Source organism: Thermoanaerobacter thermocopriae JCM 7501, from assembly GCF_001310975.1.
Taxonomy (GTDB): domain Bacteria; phylum Bacillota; class Thermoanaerobacteria; order Thermoanaerobacterales; family Thermoanaerobacteraceae; genus Thermoanaerobacter; species Thermoanaerobacter thermocopriae.
In genome coordinates this window covers 23,817-46,329 of the sequence record NZ_BAZY01000017.1, presented here as the reverse complement: position 1 = coordinate 46,329, position 22,513 = coordinate 23,817, and the positions used below count along the sequence as shown (strand labels likewise).

Below are 22,513 nucleotides of genomic sequence, written 5' to 3'. Positions count from 1 at the left end.
ACAGAAAGGAGATGATGAATAGAAGAAAGAAACAGTTTTACTTAGCGACTAGAAGGGCTGACTTAAATTTTAAAAAATATTAAATTTTTAAGGAGGTAACAAAAAATGAAAAGTCGACAAGTATTAAAAGTTTTACTGGCTTTTGCGTTAATTGTAACTTTAATGTCGCTAAGTGGAGTATTAGCCCAAGCTCAGCCCAACTTAACAAACTTATCTGGCGACTCTCCAACAAAAAATTACCCGTCTCAAATTCAAAAAGTTTTGATGCAAGATTCTAACAAAAACAAAATCTTTGATAACCTGGAAGCAAAGCTTACTGATAAGCCTGACAGTGCGGAATTCTCTGTCATAATAACCTTCAACAAAAACATAGATGATAACGAACTATTAAATATTTCTAAATCCATTGGAAAGTTTAATATAAAGCATAAATACAAAATTATTCCAGGAGTTGCTGCTACTTTAACTAAAGGACAAATAAACGCTTTGTCAAAATTAGATATAGTAAAGCAAATTGAGTATGACGAGCCTGTATATGCAACATTAGACACTGCAACAAAATGGTTTGGCGTTACAAAAGCGAGAAGTGACTTTGGCGTAACTGGAGACAAAGATGGTAATCCTTCCTCTTACTCCAAGAATGATATAGTAATAGCAGTTATTGATACAGGTATTGATGGATCCCATGTTGACCTTGCTGGTGGGAAAATAATAGGATGGCAAGATTTTGTAAACGGTAAAACTACCCCTTACGATGATAATGGACATGGAACTCATGTAGCAAGCATTGCGGCAGGCACTGGGACAGGGGACAGCCTTTATACAGGTGTTGCTCCTGGTGCAGCTTTGGTAGGAATAAAAGTACTCGATTCAAATGGAAGCGGAAGTATGAGCACTGTAACGGCAGGAATTGATTGGGCTGTTCAAAACAAAGATATATACGGAATCAAAGTTATAAATTTAAGCCTCGGCACTTCTACAAGTTCTGATGGAACTGACTCTACCTCATTAGCAGTAAACAGCGCCGTAGATAGCGGAATTGTAGTGGTAGTTGCTGCTGGAAATTCAGGCCCTGCAAGGTACACCATAGGATCACCTGGTGCAGCAGAAAAAGCCATAACCGTTGCAGCAATGGCGGATGTAGGAGAACTTGGATTTAACCTTGCAAGTTTCTCCAGCCGTGGCCCCACAGCTGACGGAAGGATAAAACCTGACATTGCAGCACCCGGATATAATATAACCGCCGCAAAAGCAAACTCTATAAATGGTTATGTGACATACAGTGGTACAAGCATGGCAACACCTTTTGTAGCAGGTACAGTAGCCTTATGCTCAATGCAAATATAAGCCTTGCACCACTTGATGTAAAAAATATAATAATGACTACTGCAAAAAGTTGGGGACCTCCAAGCAAAAACATTGACTATGGTGCAGGAAGATTAGATGCATATGAAGCAATTAAAACAGCTGGAAATTTCACAGGGACTAATATATCTGTGCCAAACCATTATTATGCATCAGATTCACTCACTGGGTCTCGTTACAGTGACATTTGGACATTTAACGTGACAGACACATCATATCCTATTGCAATAACTTTCATAATACCTGATTGGGCAAACTATAACCCTGATTTCGATATATACCTCTATGACCCCACCGGTACTCTTGTTAAAAGTTCAACTGGAATACAAAGGCAGGAGACAATAACATATATTCCAACACAAACGGGAACCTATTATATCAAAGTATATTCATATAGAGGCAGTGGAAATTATTACTTTGATTTAAGTACGGGCGGCGATTCACTTACCCTTTCAAGTAACGACATATAAAATAATTTAATTAAAGAAGTATGGTGCCGATTGGCTCCATACTTCTTTAACTTTTGCGACTTTCTACTTTCTTTTTTCCTTTTTCAAGTAAAATTTTTTCGTCAAAGTAGTAGATTTCTATAAGCTCTCCTTCTAATAGTGTAAAAACAACACTTTCTTTGGTTAATTTGACATTTATTTTTCTCCCTTTGTATCTCACATTAAAAGAGAGCAAATTCCACTCTTTAGGTAGTCTCGGCTCAAAATGCAGTTCATCGACTTGATAATATGGATAATAAAAGCGGTTTGCTATTATAAACCAAATACAATAAATAAAAAAATGACATCCAAAATTTAATTAAAAAATTTTTCCATAGGGGGTTATTAAATTTCCCTCTTATTTTCTCTTTATATAGTAGAGGATAAAAAAAACAAGCTAAAAGGAGGTGGACTAATTATAGCTCCCTATTTCCCTTATAATAGCTCCGAAGATGCTCAAATAATAGGTTGGTTTTTAGCAGGTCTATGTCATGAAGCTATCAGACTGGTAAAAAAGAATAAGCAAATCCAAAAACATGAACTCCTAATTCTCAACGCTCGATTAAAAGGAGATGACGAAGATGAAGAAACAGAGATGATTGATAACATAGCTGACACACGTGACACCTTCATGGAAGTAGAGAATTTAATATTTCTACAAGAAATCCTCTCATTACTCACACCAAAACAACAGAAGGTCATTAAAGCAACGATACTAGATGGGTATACGGAAAAGGAGGTATCTGCAGACCTAGGAATTTCACAATCCGCAGTACATCAAATAAAAGAACGAGCATTGAAAAGGTTAAAAAAGCATTTTGCCACGGACAAGCCCATCCCTAAGTAGAGCTTCATCCAAGATACCTCTTACGCAAGGTTAAGAATTACAAAACTATTTTATCTTACTCTTGCCTTGAGTAAAGAAAAATTATTTAAGGGGGAAAATACAAGATGGCAAATCAAGCAACATGGTATATAGATACAAACGGAGATGGCATTGTCCTCGTAAACAACTATGGAGTAATTAGGTTCAAAGTATCTGCTGGAGGATATAATCCTGGTCAGAGAGCAGAAATAACCGCTAATCGTCTCAATGCAATTTTTGCAGATACTAAAAGAGATCTTGATTTTATCACTCCAGCATGGGTAGTTGGTGAATATGTCGTTGCATCCGCCCATGTTCGCCAAGGAGATGGTAAAGTTACTTTCAAAAGTTACCCGAACACGATATATGAGGATCTCTATGATACAAATCTAGACTCTATCTGCACTGTTACTACCGCAGACGCAATCGCATATGGTATAACATCCGCAGCATTAGCCTTAAATTGGGCAAGAAATATAAGAGGTGCACTTCAGAGTAGCGATTTGAACTGTCTCGGAGAACCTGTTAAATCTTCAAGGCAACTCGTTGTTCCTTCACAAAGTTATTCTGGAAATAAGAACATAACTGCTACGTACTATGGTGCAGGAGAACAACTCTTAAATCCTTATACAAGTAATGGTGAAATATTCCATACATGCGACCTTACTATTGCATCTGGTCTTTCCGATTTACCACGTAACTGTTGGGTTAAAGTATCATACAATGGTAAAAGCGTTATAGCACGAGTAAATGATACAGCTCCTACTAATACAATCGATCTGACTTATGGAGGTATTGCAAAAGCCCTTGGTTTCCCTGGCAGCGGGACAGTTACTATTTCCACTCCCTAATTAATAGCGAAAATATCATATACATAGGGAGGCTTAAGAGTCTCCCTATGTATCTTGGCAAAATTTACGGGAACATTTTTTCAATCCTTGTAAGTTCTTTGCCTTTAGTATCTATAAAAACGAAGGTAAACATTTTATTGCCATATTTACTATCTTTATATGCTTGAAGATCAGCAACTGGTACTGCAACGAAATCATAACCAGCATCTTGAGGTTGGACGTAGACTATTATATTCTGTTCTTTTGCAGTAATTCCAATAATAGAGCTATAAACCGTAAGAATACTTAAACTATCTTCAGGAACAATATTCTTTGATGAGACACACTCCAGTTTATCTATGCCTAAAGTATCAAAAATCTTACTTCCATCGCTGTTACCAACTATAACATAGTAATTTTTGGTATAGATATCCCGATATTCTGGTAACTCCTGGTATATCGGTTTTGTTGTTTTTTGCCAGTCCCTTGAGAAAGCAATCCTTGCAAAAAGGATAGGCCTTTCTGTAAGCGAGATTAACTTAATAACCCTATTATTGCCATCCCACTGTAGCTCAGCACCTAACGCCTCAGCTACACACTTAATTGGTACCATTGCCCTTCCATTGATAATCTGTGGTGGCACATCTGGCTTAATTTCACGCCCATTGATAATCAATTTGACTGTACTAGCCGCAAAAGCTACTATGGTAAGAGATACTATTAAAATAACACTACCAAAAAATATCAACCATTTTTTCCTCACCGCTACAACCCCTTTAATATGTTTTTTGTTAAAAATATAGACGTAAACTTCATTAATTTTGTTCCCATTTTTATTAAATTTTTATGGTTATTTTTACCTCCAAACTAAATGGGTATAGAATTATTTTCCATACCCATTTAGTTTATTCTCTCCCTTTTGGAGAACTAACCTCTTGTCAAAGTAGTAAATCTCTATAGGCTCTCCTTCTAATAGTGTAAACACAACACTTTCTTTTGTTAATTTGACATTTATTTTTCTCCCTTTGTATCTCACATTAAAAGAGAGCAAATTCCACTCTTTTGGTAGTCTCGGCTCAAAATGCAGTTCATTTGTATAAACCCTCATTCCACCAAAGCCATTCACAACTGCGCCCCATGTACCTGCCATAGAAGCAGCATGAATTCCGTCCTTAACATTGTCATTGTAGTCGTCCAAATCCATTCTTGCAGTCATCATAAAGTATTTATAAGCTTTGTCAGTATATCCTATTTCATTGGCTAGTATGCTAAATATAGCTGGCGATAAGGAGGAGTCGTGAGTGGTAATAGGTTCATAATAATCGTAATTCTTTTTAAGTTCATCTTTAGTAAATTTTTCTCTCTGTAAAAACATCAAAAGCAACACATCAGGCTGTTTGCATATTTGATATCTGTAAATATTTAGGTAATGCCAGTGCAACAAAAGTGGAAATTGATCTTGTGGTATTTCATCCACTGTTATTCTCTCTTTATACAAAAAGCTGTCATCCTGTGGTATAATGTCAAGTTCTTTTGAATAAGGAAGGTACATATTGTCAGCAGCTTTTTTCCACGCAACAATTTCTTCATCCCTTAGATTTAACTTGGAAGCGACTTTTTGATATTTATGAGGCACTTCTTTTTTCATTTTGTTTGCAATATTATAGGCATATTCCAAATTCATTTTCGCCATATAATTGGTATAAGCGTTGTTGTCGACTAAAGCTGTATACTCATCCGGACCAGTGACACAGTTTATGCAGAATTTATTGCCCTTAAGAGGAATATATGCTCCTAAATCTTCCCAAAATCTTGCAGTTTCAAATAATATTTCACAGCCATAGTCATAGAGAAAGTCCAAATCATTTGTAGCCTCCACATATCTTTTTAAAGCATAAACTATATCAGCATTTATGTGATACTGTGCCGTACCAGCTGGAAAGTATGCAGAACATTCAGGTCCATCTATCGTTCTCCAAGGATACAAAGCTCCTTTGTAACCTAATTCCTCTGCCCTGGATCTTGCTGCATCCAAAAGATTATACCTGTACATTACCAAAGCTTTTGCAATTTCGGGCTTTGTATAAAGAAAGAAAGGCATTATATAAATATCAGAATCCCAAAAATAATGACCTTCATAACCTTCTCCCGTCAGCCCTTTTGCTGCAATGTTTGTCTTTCCATCTCTTCCGACTGATTGAAGTAGATGAAATTCATTAAAGCGTATGCCTTGCTGCAGAGCTTTATCTCCTTCTATGATTACATCAGCATCTTTCCAAAAAGAATTCAAAAATTCTTCCTGCTCTTTTTCTATCGTTTCAAAGCCGTCATTTTTAGCTTTTTCTATTTCTTCTAAAGCAAGAGCAACTAACTTATTTTCATCAAAATCCTTTGAAGTGTAATAGGAAATAAATTTATTCAATGTGTATGAGTTGCCTTTTTCAGCCTCTATATCTATGATTACTTTTACTCCATCTTCTTCTAAACTATTTGAGACTTCATATTTGCTGTCTCCCACTAATACATTGTCTATTGCACAAACATAGGAAAAATTGCTCTTTTGCGTTTTTTGAACAATCCACCCTTTTAGACCCTCTACACCTTTGTCTATAGTCTTTAAAACCTTTCCTTTTAAATTTGACCCTACCCTTATATCTTCACTCTCACTTATATTTGAAATATTTCCGTCAATAGCAGAAACAAATCTAATTTTTCCGCTAAAATTTACAGGTTCTGCAGTAAAAGAAATTGCCGCTAAATGTTGCCTAGTAAGTGATACAATTCTCTTTATTCTTACCTCTAAAACTTTTCCTGTGGGGGATTCCCATTTTACTTTTCTTTCTACAAACCCCTTCTTCATGTCAAGCACTCTCTCATAAAAGAGGATTTTCCCTTGTAACAAATCAAACTCTTCCCCATCTACATACAATTTTATTATTTTACTATCAGCCACATTTAACATCGTCTGCCCTATTTTTGCAAAACCATATCCCCCTTCAGGTATGTTATATCGTGTATTTCATAAAACCCATTGATATACGTCCCATTAAAAGAAGTATTTTTAGGCCCTGAATATCCTTCTTCAAAAGTTCCTCTCATTCCAATATATCCATTTGCTAAAGCAAAAATAGTTTCATTTCTGTAGTTAGTGTCTATGCTAAACTGCGTCTCTCTTATAACCCAATCTTCAAAAGGGTAAATTGGTTTCTTCGTTTTGTTGGCCATATCCATCCTCCACTCTTAGTTTAATTCAAAATTTTGTCGGAAACAAAGTCGTTTCCGACCAAAATCAATTTAAACATTTACTTGCTTTCTGCAGCTTTTTTAGCTTCTTCTATCATGTTGTGATACTTATCAAGAGTAGGTTTAATAGGTTTATTTTCAAAGATTATCTCTCTTAGTGCTCCATTTATAGCCTTGTCTACATCAGCCCAGTATACAAGGTTTGGCCTTGGTTCTGCATGTTTTAATGCCTCATTTATAGCTTCAAAATATGGTTTTTGCCATTCTTCAACCTTTCCATAAGCATCACTTCTCATGGATGGCCATCCTAATTTAGTGACAAGTTTCTCTTGAACTTCTTTACTCATAAGGTATTCCATAAACTTTATAGCCATCTCTTTATTAGGTGCACCAGCTGGTATTCCTATAACTTCTCCTCCCAAAACGTGAGACTCTTTAACAGGACCTACCCAACCGTGATATGCCAAAATGTTCTTTTGCCATATTCTTGAACAAGGACGTTTGCAGTATAGGGCCAGTTTTGAACCAAATACACACTATCTTTTGCAAGATATTCTACAGGTGTATTCCAGTCAGCTTTCTTTGAGTCAGGAGAGAGATATGGCTGTATTTCTTTCAAGAAAGTAAATGCTTTTATTGAACCCTCATCATTCAATACTGTTGGGTCACCACCAGCAGACCTTATAAGGTCAAACATGTGAACTGTACTGTCAGGCCCTAAATTTTGCTTAATTATCACTCTGCCTATTCCCTCTTTTTCTTTAAAAGTCTTTGCAACCTCTAAAAGCTCATCCCAATTCGTAGGTGGTTTTAAACCGTATTCTTTGAATTTATCTACATTGTAAAAAGCTATTTCTACATTTGGTCTATATGGCATAAAGTACAGCTTTCCATCAAACTCTCCTACTGGTACAAGACTTGGTATCACTTCCTTTGGTATCATGTCTCTATACTGAGACAAATCTTCCACAAGCCCTTTTGCCACAAGTGGAGCAAGTTGCATGTTATCTTGAGTTATAATGTCTATATCCATCGCATTTGCTTTGTGCATGGCATCTAATTTTTTAATAAGGTCTCCTGCTTCAATTTGAAGAGGCTCAATTTTTACACCATACTTTTGTTCAAATGCAGGGAAAATATCTTCTTTCATCACTTTCCACTCTGCTTCTCCAAGTCCCATTGAAACTTTTAGAACTTTTTTCCTTGCTTCTGATTGGGTCTTATTACCACAACCTGCAATACCAGTACCTATAAGCGAGATAATGATTAAAACTGCTATTAACTTGGTGTAAAACTTCTTCATGGTTTAATAAAACCTCCTTAAAATTTAATTTTTTTATATATACAGTATCCGAAAAACTCGGATACGTATATGCTAACCTTTAACAGCTCCTGCAAGATATCCACTCTTCATGTATTTTTGCAAGAAGAATGTCACAAGCATTACAGGGATTGTGAGTACTGCCGCATATGTGCAGAATCAAAAATTCCTCCTCTTTGAACATAATAGTAAGTTTGAAGAGGCAGAGTCCTATCTGAAATAGTCAAGTAAAGAGCATAAGTAAATTCATTCCATGAATTCAGCCACACAAATATAGCAGTAACAGCTATACCAGGTAGTGCAATTGGCATTATAATCCTCATCAATGCCGTCAATTTGCTCGTTCCATCAACCAGTGCAGCTTCCTCTAAATCCTTTGGTATCGTCTCAAAAGTTCCAACCAATATCCACGCTGCAAAAGGTAAATTTACAATAAGGTGCGCCATAACTAATCCTAAATAAGTGTCCATTAAATTTAATTTTATAAACTCAACCGCTATCGGAAGAGCAATACCTACATCAGGAAACATCCTTGTAAAAAACAGTGATAATACTACAGCGTATTTTATTTTCCAAGGCAATCTCGCTATAACATAAGCCGCTGGAGCAGCTATTATAATTGCGATGATAGTAGTCATTGTTGCCACTACAAAACTTTTCTTAAAAGGAGGCCATATATTTCCTGAAAGAAATACATCTTTCCAATGGTCCAACGTAAAGCGAGTGATGAAAAAGTCTGGATGAGGCTTTAATATATCACTTGGCATTGCAAAAGAAGTTATAAAAAGTATATATACTGGTATAATCATCAATATTGCTGCTATTATAGCTATTGGAATATACGCTGTATTTGAAATCTTTTCACTAATATCCACTTTTCTCATCATTGTTCCTCCTTAGTACCACCTATTTTTAAGTAGCTCACTATAAATACTGCTATTATTAGGAGCAGTATTGTAGATGCTGCCGCAGATGTATAGGCATTTGCATAATTGTTATACTCATCATACGCAAAGGTAGAAATAACAGGAGTAGCACGCCCTGCAAGAACAAGTACAAGTTCAAATATTCTAAAAGCATCTATCGCTCTTAAAATTAAAGCCATAGTAATAGAAGGCTTTAAAAGGGGCAATGTCACATATTTAAAAGTCTGCCACACAGTTGCCCCGTCGATATTGGAAGCTTCATAAACTTCGTCTGGTATACTTTCAAGACCTGCCAAAAGCAAAAGTATAACCAGTGGTGTAACTTTCCACATATCAGCTATAGAAACCATAAGTAATGTCTTAAAACCACCGCTCGCCCAATCCACAGGAAGTTCAATAATGCGAAGTTTTTGCAAAAAAGCATTAAAATAGCCATTTAATCCGAAAATATAAGTCATTGCAACACCCGACACAAGAGTAGGTACTCCCATTGGCACCAACATCAAAGACCTCAAAAGTCCTTTTCCTCTAAAATTTCTCTTTAAAATAAGTGCAATAACAAGGCCCGCAGTCATCTCCAAAGTTAAGCTTATAAACGTAAGAGCTATGGTATTGAAAAAAGCCTGTTTAAATTCTGTTTTCCCTATAATCTCTTTGTAATTTGCCAATGTGAATGCTTTAGTATACTGGTCTTGAAAACTTAAAGTAATAGTTTGAATAATAGGGTATACTGTAAATCCAAGAATATACAATAGTAATGGTAAAATCATGGCAATTTCAAGTTTGTATTTCTTTACAAAGTTTACATAAGACATACCATATTCCCCTTTCTTAAGCTTAAAATCTTCACTGCGCTTCGCTTTTCATGTTAAAACTGTAAGCGCTTACAATTTAAAAAATAAAACAAAGATTATTCTTTTGGAAATTTACAAGAATTTCTTACTACAATTTTGTGCTCTAAAATTGTCTGATACTCATCAATATTTTCCCCATTTAACATTTTTATAAGCATTCTCGCTGCAACAGCCCCTATTTCGTACATAGGCTGTGATACAGTAGTAAGAGAAGGCCTTGTCGCTTCTGCCAAGTCAATATTATCAAATCCCATTACTGATACATCTTCAGGACATGAAAGCCCACTGTCAAACACCGCATTTATTGCTCCCATTGCCATAATATCACTTATTGCAAATATAGCAGTAGGTCTCATCTCGCCTTTTAACATTTCCATCGCCGCATTATATCCACCTTTATACTTAAAATTTGCTTCTTTAATAAATTTATCATAATTGGTAATCCATTGTCAATAAGAGCTTGTTTATATCCCCTTAACCTATCCACACTATCTATGGTTTCCTTCATCTCGTCCAAAGGACCATGAATAATTCCAATCTTTTTGTGACCTAATGATATCAAATATTTCACTGCATCATAAGCCGCCTTAAAATTATCAATTCCTACATATGGCACATCAAACTTTGTTGTTCTTCCTGCAAGTACTACTTTTATATTGCCATTTTCAAAGATTTCATAATGCTCTTTTGAAAAATAGTCACAGTGAAATATTATTCCGTCAACCCACCGATTTTTTAGCATTTCTATATATTGAAATTCTTTTTCTCTTTTGTTGTCTGCATTACACAAAGTAATATTGTATTTATAAATATTGCAGACATCTTCAATCCCTCTTACTACTTCCGCATAGTAAAGGTTTGATATATCAGGCACAATTAACCCTATAGTATTTGTCTTCTTCATCGCTAGACTTCTGGCTGGCATACTAGGTTTGTACCCTAGCTCTTCTGCCGCTTTTAAAACTTTTTGCCTAGCTTTTTCACTTACTAAAGGACTATTATTAAAAACTCTCGAAACAGTTGCAATGGAAACCCCTGCTAATTTTGCTACATCGTCTATTGTTGCCATTTTGACACCCTTTTCTTAATTTACTGTAACCGCTTACAGTTATATTATATTACGATTCTTTTAAAAATGCAAGAGTTTTTATAAAAACAAACTTTGCCATTATGTAACTAAAGGCAAAGTCTGTTTGTTTTATATCTGTTTTAAACTAAGCTTATTCTTATTATAAAGTTTAACGAATTCCCACCATGCCGTTGACAAAAAGGCAATAATAGCTGCCTTCAAAAAGTTAAATAGATTTAAAGGAGTGGTCTTTACAATATCATTCAAAGAAGGTATATATAAAATTGCCAGCAAACCTAAAAATACCCCTATGTTGACATACCAAACTGCCTTGTCTTTCTGCTTAAACATTACTTTAAACATATTGTCCGTCTCCGACCCGTTTATATATACCAAAAGTAGATTTGCCAATACTATTACCGTCAAGGAAAAACTACGTCCCATATTTTGGGAAAAGCCATTATTATTCATATACAAATATGATATAAATGTAGCAGTAAAAATTGCAACACCTTGCAATATAGATTTAACTCCTAAATTCACTGAAATTAATGGCTCATTTTGGTGTCTTGGACTTCTTTTCATTATTTTATCTTCTGCTGGTTGACGCTCAAACACTATTGAACAAGTCGGATCGATAATTAACTCTAACAACACCACATGTACTGGAAGCAAAAGTAGCGGCAAGTGCAAAAGCGGGGTTAATACTGCTGTCAATGCTATAGGTATATGGATAGCTATTATATACCCAAATGCTTTTTTATGTTATCATAAATCCTACGGCCGTCTCTTATAGTGTCAACAATGGTAGTGAAATTATCGTCAAGTAAAACCATGTCCGCAGCATCTTTTGCAACGCCTGTTCCTCTCTTGCCCATAGCAATGCCAATATCGGCATATTTTAACGCCGGGGCATCGTTGACGCCGTCGCCTGTCATCGCAACTACTTCGCCATTTTCCTTGAGTGCTTTAACTATACGCATTTTATGCCTTGGAGTTACACGAGCAAAAATATTGGTTTTTTTAACTCTATTCCTGAGATCTTCCTCCGATATTTTATCCAATTCTTGTCCTGTAATTACATTATTATAGTTTTTTATACCAATTTCTTTTGCTATTGCTTGAGCAGTAACGCCATTATCTCCGGTAATTAATACAATCCTTATACCGGCTTCATTACAAATGTCAATCGCATCAGGGACAGCTTCCTTTGGAGGATCAGCTAAACCTATTAATCCAATCAGATCCATCTTAGTTTCAGTAATGTTCGTGGGTATGATGCTCATATTATCGTTTTTTGCCACAGCTATAACTCTATAACCATTTGATGCCATTTTAAATTGGCGGTCCTTAATGTCAATTAGTTCTTTATCATCTAAATGACATAACGGAAGTATAGACTCTGGCGAACCTTTAGCAGTAAGTACAAGTTTACCGTCAATTTCCCACACGTGTCCCATCATCTTTAAGTCTGAACTAAAAGGATATTCATGTATTAGTTTTTTTGAATAAATACTTTTAACATCCAATCCATTTTTTTCTCCATATTCTTTAATAGCTTTTTCCATGGGATCATATGATTCCTCTTCACAGGCTAAAACCGCATAATTTATTAGTTCCCTCTCATCATGATCGTTAAAAACGTAAGTGTCACGGACTTCCATCTGATTTTTCGTCAAGGTTCCAGTCTTGTCCACGCATAAAACAGATATAGCTCCAAGGGTTTCTATCGCTGGAATTCTTCTTATTAATGAATTCCTTTTTGCAAGGCGCCACGCCCCCATAGCAAGAAAAACAGTTAAAACAACAGGAAATTCTTCAGGTATCATAGCCATAGTAATAGTAATACCAGAAGTATTCCATCTATGAGATTTTTTTGATGAATAAATGTTACTAAAAATACTACTACAAATAAACAAATGCTTATATACAAGCTTATTATAATTAATTTTCTGGTTTGCTTTTCTAAAGGCGTAGGGTACTCTGGAGCAGAATTAACATCCACACCTATTTTACCATATTCTGTATTAAGCCCTATAGCTGTAACTTTAACAATAGCTGTTCCACTTATAACCGTTGTCCCAGCATAACAATAATTTTTCTTCCAATATTCGTTATTTTCCTCTGGTGTAATCTCGACTTTTTTCCAACATATTTCTGATTCACCAGTAAGTGCAGATTCATCCATGCCAAGGTCATGCATTTCAATAATTTGCCCATCGGCAGGTACTTTATCGCCTTCCTCAAGAAGCATAAGATCGCCGACAGTTAATTCACGGCTGTCTATAGTTGTTAAATGGCCATTTCTAATAACTTTTACCTTGGGAGAAGTTAGATCTTTTAGTAGATTTAATGTTCTATCTGTTTTCCATTCCTGAAAGAAACTTATGCCCGTAACAAACATTACAAAAATCAACATTATAATGCCATCTCTATATTCACCTAATAGAAAATAAATGAGTGCTGTACCAAAGAGTAGTAGAATCATTGGTTCTTTAAATATAGTTAAAATTCTGCTGAGTAATGTATTTCTCTTTTGTGGTACAAGGTCGTTTTTGCCATATTTTAATTGTAATTTTGCTACTTCTTCATCAGAAAGACCAGTATAATCACCTTTAAAACCATTTATTTTTGCCATTATTTTCCCTCCTAAAAATGTTTAAGTAGTATTTACTATCTCCAGTGAAACAAAAAATGATAATTTTAAACTTTTTTATTTCAATTGAGAATAAAGCAATTATAGTATATTATATGCTTTAATATAAAAATATGCAATAACTTTTTTATGACGAAATCGCAGAGAAATAGAAGGCAAGCCAAGTGACGTATACGCCTTAGGTAATCAAAAAATATTTTTATTTGCAATTGTGGCCCTAATCGAAATCTCAAATGAGAATGAAATAAATATCTAAAGAATCTGTGATGTCACTGGAGCAAGCTGTGCAAAACGTCAGCTTATTATATTGCACCTCCGAAATTTTATACATACACTATATAAAAAAAACAAAAAAATTATTCCCCAAAATGGGGGAATTTTTTACCCTAACAATTCTAATATTTTATCCGTTTCACTTAAATCCTTTAAAATTAAGTCGGCTTCTTTCACCGTTTCAGGATTGCCTACTCCTACTGCATACATCCCTGCTCTTTTTATTGCAGTGATGCCCGCAGCAGAATCTTCTATTCCAATACACTTTTCAGGAGAAATGCCAAGATGCTTCGCTGCGTTTAAAAATATCTCAGGGTCAGGTTTTCCATGCTTAATTTCATTTGCATCCACTATATAGTCAAATTTATCTTTTATTTTTAAATTTTCAACAACAGTAAAAGCATTTTTGCTAACAGAAGCAATTGCTGTTTTAATGCCTCTTTTTTTAAGCTCTTCAATGAATCTCTCCACTCCAGGCAATAAATCTTGAGGCGTAATTCTCTTTATCATCTCTTTATAATACTCATTCTTCTTATTTGCATAATATTCTTTTTCTTCTTGAGAATATTTTTTATCGCTTTTCTCTAAAATTATTTCTAAAGATTCTAAACGACTTACACCTTTTAGCCTCTCATTGATAACTTCATCAAAATATATTCCCAACTCATCAGCAAGCTTTTTCCATGCTAAATAGTGGTATCTTGCAGTATCTGTAATAACACCATCCAAATCAAAAATTACTCCACGATATCTTGCCATTTTATTCCTCCTCCGTTACGCTTATTTTAATCCCGTTGTAGATATTCCTTTTACAAAATATCTCTGGAATATTAAGAATATCAATATAGTAGGTAACGTCAAAAGTATAGCTCCTGCCATTACCTGGTTCCAAAATTGATAGTATTGGCCGTAAAAGGAATTAAGTCCTACCGGCAGTGTATACATATCATCACTAGACGTCAAGAGACTAGGCCACAAGAAACTATTCCAATTGCCAGTAAACATAAAAATGAATTGAGTTGCAAGAGCAGGTTTAGACAAAGGCAAAACTATTTTAAAGAAAATCCCAAATCGTGACAAGCCGTCAATTGTAGCTGCTTCTTCTAACTCTTTGGGAAGAGATAAGAAAAATTGCCTCATTAAAAATATTCCAAAATTGCTGGTCAAAAATGGAATTGTAAGACCCATGTAAGTGTTTACCCAGCCCAATTTGCTGAGGAGGATATAAGTTGGTACCATCACTACCTGTCCTGGTACCATCATGAGAGCAAGCACAACCATAAACAATAAATTTCTTCCAGGAAAATTTATTCTTGCAAGTGCATACCCTGCCATAGAATTAAACAGTATATTGCCAAGCGTTACTATAACTGCAACTATAGCACTATTTATAAACCATCTCAAAAAGGGAAATTTTGTGATTATCATTTTATAGTTATCTAAAGTCAAATGTTTTATATTTACAGCAAAAGTATTTAATTCACTTGTGGGTTTTAGAGATGTTATTATAGACCATATAAAAGGGCCAAGTGTAATTACTGCATATCCTACTACAACGGTATAAAATAAAAACCGCAACACCTTTTTCATCTATTGCCACCTCCTAATAGGTTTCTTCTTTGAAAAGCTTTCGCTGTATAAGAGTCAATATCAAGATTATTACAAATAATACAAAAGCCATAGCTGAAGCGTAACCCATGTTAAAATCTCTAAATCCTGTCCTATATATATCCAGCACGACTGTCATTGTAGCATCAAGAGGCCCACCAGTCCCTTGGGATACTACATAGGCTTGGTCAAAAACCTGAAAAGTACCAATTAATGACATTACTAGATTAAAAAACACTATTGGCCTCAACATTGGAAGGGTAATTTTGAAAAATCTTTGAAATTTATTAGCTCCATCTACTTCCGCAGCTTCGTACAATTCTGATGGTATATCCTGTAGCCCGGCAAGAAAAATTACCATGTAATTACCTACAGAAGACCATATCGCCATCATCATAATAGAAGGAAGTGCAAACCTTACATCATTAAACCAAGTAGGACCTTGTATGCCAAATTTAGCCAACAAAGCATTAACTAAACCATCTGCTTTAAATAGATACAAAAATATTACAGAAACTGCAACTGTGGAGGTAACAGTTGGTATATAATAGGCTACTCTAAAAAATGTTTTACCTTTAATATCCGAATTTACAATTAATGCCAGTATTAAAGCAATAACAAGCTGTGTTGGTACTACTCCTAAAGAGTAAAGTGTTGTATTTAAAAGAGCTCTTTTAAACGTTGGGTCACTGAATAATTTTATATAATTTGCAAATCCAATCCATCGGCTTGCTTCAGGATTTAAAAAAGAAAATTCTTTAAAACTTATAATAAAAGCATAAATTAATGGTCCTATCAAAAAAATAGATATTGAAGCAATAAAAGGTAACACAAAAGCATACCCTGACAAAGCTTCGTATAAATACCTCTTTTTCATAGTCATTTTAGCTTCCATAAGTACATCCTTCCCTTCAACCTTAAAAAATCATAATTGCAGCACCTTATTTTAGTAAGGTGCTGCTTGTTTAAATTATTGTCCAACTTCCTTTTGTGCATTGTCAAGAGCTTGTTGAGCACTACTAATTTGCTTCATTATTAATGCTTCACAAGCTTTATTAGCCGCATCTACCACCTTTGTGCCATACAAACCGAATTGCCATGGTACCGCATAAGAAGCACCATCTACAAAGGCAGCTCTTTCAGGATATTTCTCCTTAAATCCTTCTTGCATAGACTTTCTCGATGGAAGTGCAAGGCCTGAATCTACTACAAATTGCTGTCCTTCTTTACCGGTTAAAAACTCAATAAGTTTAAAGGCTTCATCTTTATGTTTGCTGTTTTTATTCATCACATATGCAACAGTAAAAGCCATTGTAGATTTTTGCTTTCCTGCTGGGAGCTCTGCTATACCATAGTTTAAATCAGGAGCTTTTTCTTTGAGGAATGGTATCATCCAGCCACCTTCTATTGCCATTGCAGCTTTTTTAGCAGCAAAAGCATCTCCATTCCAGCCTTCTCCCATGTTTTGTGGCGTGTCAGCAACTTTGTCTTTTGTGATGAGACTCACATAAAAATCAAGTGCCTGTGTATTCTCTGGCAGATTTAAAGTAACTTTTCCATCTTTATACACTGAACCGCCATTTTGATTGATAAAAGCATCAAATCTTGCAAGGTCTGCTGATAAAACCAAACCTTTGACACCGTCTTTTGTCAACTTTTTAGCTACATTTCTTAATTCCTCCCATGTTTTTGGAGGCTCATTTATTCCAGCCGCTTTAAACATGTCTTTGTTATAAAACAAGGCTAGAGTATTGAAATCCTTTGGCAAACCATAAGTCTTTCCTTCCCACTGAAAAGCGGAAAGCAAAGCAGGTTCGAAATCATTTACATCCACATTGTATTTCTTAATATAATCATCTAATGGCTCTAAAACCCCGGATGACATAAGCTGTGGTGCCGGCATGCTGTCAAGATAGAATATATCTGGTGCTGTATTTGACGCCAGTTCTGTTTGTAATTTTTGCATGTAATCTCCCACAATTGTCTCAATTTGCACATCTATATTCGGATATTTTTCTTTAAACTTAGCTATTTGGTCATCCACTATTTTCTTTTCTGCTGGAGATGATGACCACATGCCTAATTTTATAGTAACTGGTTTTGCTGTCTCTTGTTTTTGCGTATTTGTCTCATTGGCACTGGAAGTATTATTTTTACTAGAGGAACAGCCAGCCAAAACAGTTGACAACAAGAAAATCGTCAAAACAAAGATACTTAAAAATTTTTTACTCATTACCACTTTCCCCTTTCACAATTTTATATTAAAATATTTTGCTGAGGACATTAAACTTAACTCTAAATTCACTTATCCCCCCTTAAAACTTAATCAATTTATTTAAGGTATAGCAGGTTTCCACCTGCCTATACCTCATTAAGCTCTGCCAAAGTAATCTCTTTTCCCTTTACTTTTACTTTTATGCTATCTTTTCCTTTTATTTTTTTAACTGACACATCATCTTTTGTCACAACTACCTCTATCAAGTTGCCTTTCCAGAATACTTTATACGAAAGTTTATCCCACTTTTCTGGCAACCACGGATTTATATTTAATCTCCCTTCTTTGTCAATTTCCATTCCGCCAAATCCAAAAACAGCTACTTGCCATGTACCACCAGCAGATGCAGCATGCAAACCCTCTTTAGTGTTTCCCTGATTGTCCACAAGGTCAACGTTGGCACTTCTCATAAAAGACTGATATGCGTTTTTGTGGTCACCTACTTTTAGCCCCATAATGGCATACATGCTGGGGCCCAAAGAAGATTTGTGCATAGTTCGCTTTTCATAATATTCGTAATTGATTCTTTTCGTCTCTTCGTCAAATTCTTCACCTAACAAAAGCATTAGCATAACAACGTCAGCCTGTTTAATAAGCTGGGTATCACCCAATTTTGTTATATCAACACCTTCAGCCATACCGGCATATTGTTTTCATCAAATTTATCAATAACATAATCTTTTTTATCAAAATAGCCTTCAAATTGTTCTATCAGTTTTTTGTTTTCGTCATAAGGTATATATATTTTTTCTTCAACTTCTTTCCACTTTTCCATTTCCTCATTTGTCAAACATATCTTGTTTGATAGTGTGTGATAATGCTCTGGGTATTTTTCTTTTAACATATTGATTAGTTCAAGTCCCTTTTTAATATTCCATTTTGCAAGGTAATTAGTATAAGCATTATTATCAACATGCTCATGAAATTCATCAGGACCTATGACATTGTTTATTTCATACCTATCTAATTCTTTTACATATTCACATCTAGATACCCAAAACCTTGCAGTCTCAAAAATGATTTCTGCACCGTAATTCAACAAAAACTCAATATCTTCTGTCGCTCTAAAATACTCCCACACTGCAAAAGCTATATCAGCAGTTATATGATGCTCTAAATCACCCGTCCATATTCTTACAGGGTTTCCCATGTAATCAAATCCCCATTTAGGTGTCTCTTCCTCTCCTGTATCTGCAGATTCCCAAGGATATTGTGCTCCCTTATACCCGTTTAAAGCTGCATTTTTTCTCGCCGCATTAAGCATATTGTACCTGTACATTAGAAGTGTTTTCGCTGCTTTTGGATACACATATATGAAAAACGGAAGCATAAATATTTCTGTATCCCAAAAGATATGGCCTTTGTACCCCTCACCGTGTAAAGCCTTTGCAGCAATACTTACCAGGGGGTCATTTTCATTGACAGAACTCATGAGATGAAAAATATTAAACCGCAAAGCTTTATCTGCTTCCTCATCCCCTTCAATATTTATATCTGCAACAGACCAAAGTTTCCCATATACCTCAATATGTCTATGCAGCTCTTTGTCAATACCTTCTTGAGCAAAAGCAAAAAGTTCTTTTTCCACCGTACTCTTTAATAAGCCTTTTTTTACGTCTCTTGAAGTATAGGTTATAACAAATTTGTCAATCACCACTGTATTGTTTTTTCTACCCTCAAACTCAAAGTATTCAACACTGGTTTCACCCAAAGACAAAAACCTTCTAAATTTAGCTACGTTATTTTTCTCTCCATCTTCATAAAGATATACCCTTATAGTACTGCCTGTGGCAATGCGAATATCATTGTCAATAGTTGCTGTTTCAAGATAACACCCACTTTTATTGAAACTGCTGTTATCAACTACCTTCAAATGTTTTACTCTATACTTTGGATTATCTGCTGAATTTAAAACAGTTCCATCAATGAGACTCTCTACCCCTATCATCCACTGTAATTTACAGGTGTTACAAATAGCTTAATTGCAGAACGATGACGGTCACTGCGGCTTAAAAATCTGTATCCCTCAATTCGAGTAATTCTATCTTTGCTGTCTTTTATCAACGCGCTCCTAAATAGAATACTTTTTTTCATATCAAGAATTCTTTTGAATTCCAGCAACTGGCATTTATCCAAACTTAATTCTTCACCTTCAATATACAACTTGATTCCCAGCCAGTTTTGAGCGTTTACTATTTCTCTCACTTGTGCATCAGCCTTATCAAAAATTCCTGCTATAAAATTCCCAGGCTTTTCTCCTTCACTTCCCTCTTCAAAAGTACCTCTTACGCCCATGTAGCCATTCGTAAGTGTAAAAATAGTTTCATATTTGGGATTTACATTTGAACTGTACTCATCTTGAAAAATAAGCCATCTGTCTTCACTTATTAAATTGTTTACATCTTTTAAAAACATATGCTTTACCACTAATAGACCTCCATCCTTACTAAAAATTTTATCCGAAACGTTTTGGATAACTTTTAAAAAAAATTATATTTTTCTAGCCGAATCTCTGATTACAAGTTTATGAGGAATTAATATATGTTGAGGTTTTTCACCTTTTATAATAGATAAAAGATGTTTTGCTGCATTATAACCCATCTTGAAAGTATCCTGTCGTATAGTAGTCAGCCCAGGAGTGATAAGGGATGCAAGTTCAATATCATCAAAACCTACAATAGAGATGTCATCGGGAACTTTCATGCCTAAGTCTTTTGCTGCCTTGAAAGAACCTATTGCCATCAAATCAGAAGCATGGAAGACAGCGGTTATTTCTGGATTTTCAAATATAAGCGTTTTAAAAGAGTTATATCCACCTTCTTGAGTAAAATCATCAAAAACTACATATTCCTCTTTATAAGGTATATTATTTTTTTCAAGAGCTTTTTTATAACCTTCAAACCTTTCAAAACTTACAGCCGCATCTTTATGCCCATTTATAAATCCAATATTTCTATGTCCCAACTTTATAAGATAACTTGTAGCCTCAAAAGCTGCCTGAACATTATCCGAACTTACATATCCCACTTTATCAGTAAGTATCGGTATATCAATCAGCACAGTGGGAATTTGTGTTTTCTTTATCTCTTCAATGTAAGGATCGCTTAATTTTAAGCCTTCTACAATAGCACCTTCCACTTTTCTGTCATTGCAAAGTTTCTCATAGGAAGTTGTGTCTTGGCTTTCTGGGTCTACAGTAAAAAGTATAAGGTCATATTTATCTTTTCTTAATCCTGCTTTTATTCCTGCAAGCACTTCGAGAAAGAAAGGATGATACGCCCCCGGCTTTATTAACTCAGAAACAACCAATCCAACCGTATGAGTCTTATTTGTGACAAGTCCTCTTGCAATAGAGTTTGGAGTATAATTAAGTTTTTCCGCTATTTTTTTAATTCTCTCGCGGGTTTCCTCACTTACATCCGGATATCCGTTTAAAGCTCTTGAAACCGTCGTAACAGATACACCCGCATATTTTGCTATATCTCTTATTGTAACTGCCATTTAATATCCACCTTTTCCAAAACGTTTTGGTTGTTTTGATTTCATTTTATCAAAACCTTTTCACCTGTCAATAGATTTTTTCCTTCCATAAGGACACACTTCTATACAAATACCACATACATAGCCTCTTCCAATGTGTTTAAAATTTTTATTCATGTATTCACTGCAAGCTCTTGCGTCAACTATTTCTTCTCTCGGCATTCCCTCTTTCCATAGAGTACCATAAAGTGCCATAGCAGGACAGGCTTCTACACATAATTTGCAGCTGCCACATTTACTTTCAGTAATGGGGGTTCCTGTTTCAAAAAACATATTTGTTAGAACTGTTCCTAATCTCACTCTTGGTCCATACTTTTCAGTCACAAGAAGACCATTCTTTCCTATCCAACCAAGCCCTGCTCTTGTAGCAGCAGTTTTATGTGGAAAAAGTCCCCTGTATTCCCCCAAATCAGCAATCGATTGAGAAGCAGGAACAGCTAATGCTTTATAGCCCCATTCTTCAAGAAGAAGAACTGTCCTTAAGGTTATCTGGTCAATTAGGGTATTTACAGAACGGTAATGGTGATAATAAGTGTGAGTAGGCTTATTCTCAATTTCATCCACTATTCTATCCGCTAATTTTATTACAACTGTAATGCCATAAGGAATATCTGAAAGATTATCAGGAAGAATATCTGTAAGATTTGAAAAACCTACTAAAGATGCTCCCCATTCCTTTATTTTTTGCTCTAAAATTTTTTGTTTCTCCATCTATATCAACCCTTTTAGTAAAATTTATACACATAAATATTTTAGCACAACAAAATTATATTTTTTAAAATTTTTCAAAGTATATTTTTTATCCACCTACACAAATTAAGTATGAGAAAGAGTAAGGAGGGATTTAAATGGCAAGAGGTAGTTGGAATGATCGGCCAAAAATGGTACCAGAGGCTCACAAAGCCCTTGATAATATGAAATACGAAATCGCATCAGACTTGGTCTTCCAGTTAAGCAAGGTTCTGAAGATTATTGGGGATATATATCTAGCCGAGATTGCGGTAAAGTAGGAGGACAAATGTTAAGGCGAATGGTTCATTTTGCTGAATCTGCCTATCAAGAGGTATCAGTATATATGGTTCTACTCCTGCACAAGGCGGTCCTCAAGGTGCTGCAGGAAGTGAATCAGAATACATGCAAAAATAAGTGATAAAAAAAGAGAGTATTTTCCCATACTCTCTTTTATTGCATATTTTGTGA

13 protein-coding genes and 8 pseudogenes are annotated in these 22,513 nt (G+C 35.1%); 4 read left to right on the top strand and 17 right to left on the bottom strand.

The annotated features are described in order from the left end of the window. The first annotated feature begins 105 nt into the window (after nt 1-105). Nucleotides 106-1,835 (top strand): annotated as a pseudogene (locus JCM7501_RS07705) (S8 family serine peptidase). A 46-nt stretch (nt 1,836-1,881) separates the two neighbouring features. Here the strand turns inward: JCM7501_RS07705 and JCM7501_RS12695 are convergent. Next, nucleotides 1,882-2,091, bottom strand: a pseudogene (locus JCM7501_RS12695) (glycosyl hydrolase family 65 protein); the annotation flags it as partial. Nucleotides 2,092-2,202: 111 nt separating this feature from the next. Between JCM7501_RS12695 and JCM7501_RS15910 the strand changes: the two are divergent. Further along, a complete protein-coding gene (locus tag JCM7501_RS15910) occupies nt 2,203-2,700 on the top strand; it encodes a sigma-70 family RNA polymerase sigma factor (protein WP_306301459.1) in 498 nt (165 codons plus the stop codon). Between the two features lie 104 nt (nt 2,701-2,804). Beyond that, a complete protein-coding gene (locus JCM7501_RS07695) occupies nt 2,805-3,569 on the top strand; it encodes a septal ring lytic transglycosylase RlpA family protein (protein ID WP_051421909.1) in 765 nt (254 codons plus the stop codon). Nucleotides 3,570-3,633: 64 nt separating this feature from the next. Here the strand turns inward: JCM7501_RS07695 and JCM7501_RS07690 are convergent, their stop codons facing one another. The 16 genes and pseudogenes from JCM7501_RS07690 to JCM7501_RS07625 form a co-directional block, all read right to left on the bottom strand. Then, entirely contained in the window at nt 3,634-4,311 is a 678-nt protein-coding gene (locus JCM7501_RS07690) for a copper amine oxidase N-terminal domain-containing protein (protein ID WP_028991529.1), read from the bottom strand. 120 nt (nt 4,312-4,431) lie between these two features. Beyond that, a pseudogene (locus JCM7501_RS07685) lies at nt 4,432-6,773 on the bottom strand (glycoside hydrolase family 65 protein). Nucleotides 6,774-6,850: 77 nt separating this feature from the next. Then, nucleotides 6,851-8,094 (bottom strand): annotated as a pseudogene (locus JCM7501_RS07680) (ABC transporter substrate-binding protein). A gap of 72 nt (nt 8,095-8,166) precedes the next feature. Beyond that, nucleotides 8,167-8,996: pseudogene (locus tag JCM7501_RS07675) on the bottom strand (carbohydrate ABC transporter permease). After that, nucleotides 8,996-9,853, bottom strand: a complete 858-nt coding sequence (locus tag JCM7501_RS07670; RefSeq protein ID WP_012994847.1) for a carbohydrate ABC transporter permease — start codon at nt 9,851-9,853, stop codon at nt 8,996-8,998. The pseudogene JCM7501_RS07675 and the gene JCM7501_RS07670 overlap by 1 nt, the downstream one beginning before the upstream one ends. Before the next feature lie 95 nt (nt 9,854-9,948). Next, nucleotides 9,949-10,961, bottom strand: a pseudogene (locus JCM7501_RS07665) (LacI family DNA-binding transcriptional regulator). A gap of 129 nt (nt 10,962-11,090) precedes the next feature. After that, a complete protein-coding gene (locus JCM7501_RS16640) occupies nt 11,091-11,636 on the bottom strand; it encodes a cation transporting ATPase C-terminal domain-containing protein (protein WP_256201297.1) in 546 nt (181 codons plus the stop codon). A 65-nt stretch (nt 11,637-11,701) separates the two neighbouring features. Beyond that, nucleotides 11,702-12,796, bottom strand: a complete 1,095-nt coding sequence (locus tag JCM7501_RS16635; RefSeq protein ID WP_256201291.1) for a cation-translocating P-type ATPase — start codon at nt 12,794-12,796, stop codon at nt 11,702-11,704. Next, a complete protein-coding gene (locus JCM7501_RS16630) occupies nt 12,787-13,599 on the bottom strand; it encodes an HAD-IC family P-type ATPase (RefSeq protein ID WP_218184437.1) in 813 nt (270 codons plus the stop codon). Before JCM7501_RS16630 ends, JCM7501_RS16635 begins: the two co-directional genes overlap by 10 nt. 399 nt (nt 13,600-13,998) lie before the next feature. Further along, nucleotides 13,999-14,649: a beta-phosphoglucomutase gene (gene pgmB, locus JCM7501_RS07655; protein ID WP_012994845.1), complete on the bottom strand. Its 651-nt coding sequence runs from the start codon at nt 14,647-14,649 to the stop codon at nt 13,999-14,001. 21 nt (nt 14,650-14,670) lie between these two features. Then, nucleotides 14,671-15,480, bottom strand: a complete 810-nt coding sequence (locus JCM7501_RS07650; protein WP_012269469.1) for a carbohydrate ABC transporter permease — start codon at nt 15,478-15,480, stop codon at nt 14,671-14,673. A 13-nt stretch (nt 15,481-15,493) separates the two neighbouring features. Further along, nucleotides 15,494-16,393, bottom strand: coding sequence for a carbohydrate ABC transporter permease (locus tag JCM7501_RS07645; protein ID WP_012269470.1), 900 nt, complete (start codon nt 16,391-16,393; stop codon nt 15,494-15,496). A 75-nt stretch (nt 16,394-16,468) separates the two neighbouring features. After that, a complete protein-coding gene (locus tag JCM7501_RS07640) occupies nt 16,469-17,731 on the bottom strand; it encodes an ABC transporter substrate-binding protein (RefSeq protein WP_028991533.1) in 1,263 nt (420 codons plus the stop codon). Nucleotides 17,732-17,859: 128 nt separating this feature from the next. Further along, a pseudogene (locus JCM7501_RS07635) lies at nt 17,860-20,200 on the bottom strand (glycoside hydrolase family 65 protein). Nucleotides 20,201-20,263: 63 nt separating this feature from the next. Next, nucleotides 20,264-21,274 carry a LacI family DNA-binding transcriptional regulator gene (locus JCM7501_RS07630; RefSeq protein WP_028991535.1) on the bottom strand — a complete coding sequence of 337 codons (1,011 nt, stop codon included), beginning with the start codon at nt 21,272-21,274 and terminating at the stop codon, nt 20,264-20,266. A gap of 60 nt (nt 21,275-21,334) precedes the next feature. Continuing rightward, nucleotides 21,335-22,024, bottom strand: a complete 690-nt coding sequence (locus tag JCM7501_RS07625; protein WP_028991536.1) for a 4Fe-4S double cluster binding domain-containing protein — start codon at nt 22,022-22,024, stop codon at nt 21,335-21,337. Between the two features lie 137 nt (nt 22,025-22,161). Between JCM7501_RS07625 and JCM7501_RS15905 the strand changes: the two are divergent. Beyond that, nucleotides 22,162-22,459, top strand: a pseudogene (locus tag JCM7501_RS15905) (small, acid-soluble spore protein, alpha/beta type). The last annotated feature ends 54 nt before the right edge of the window (nt 22,460-22,513 follow it).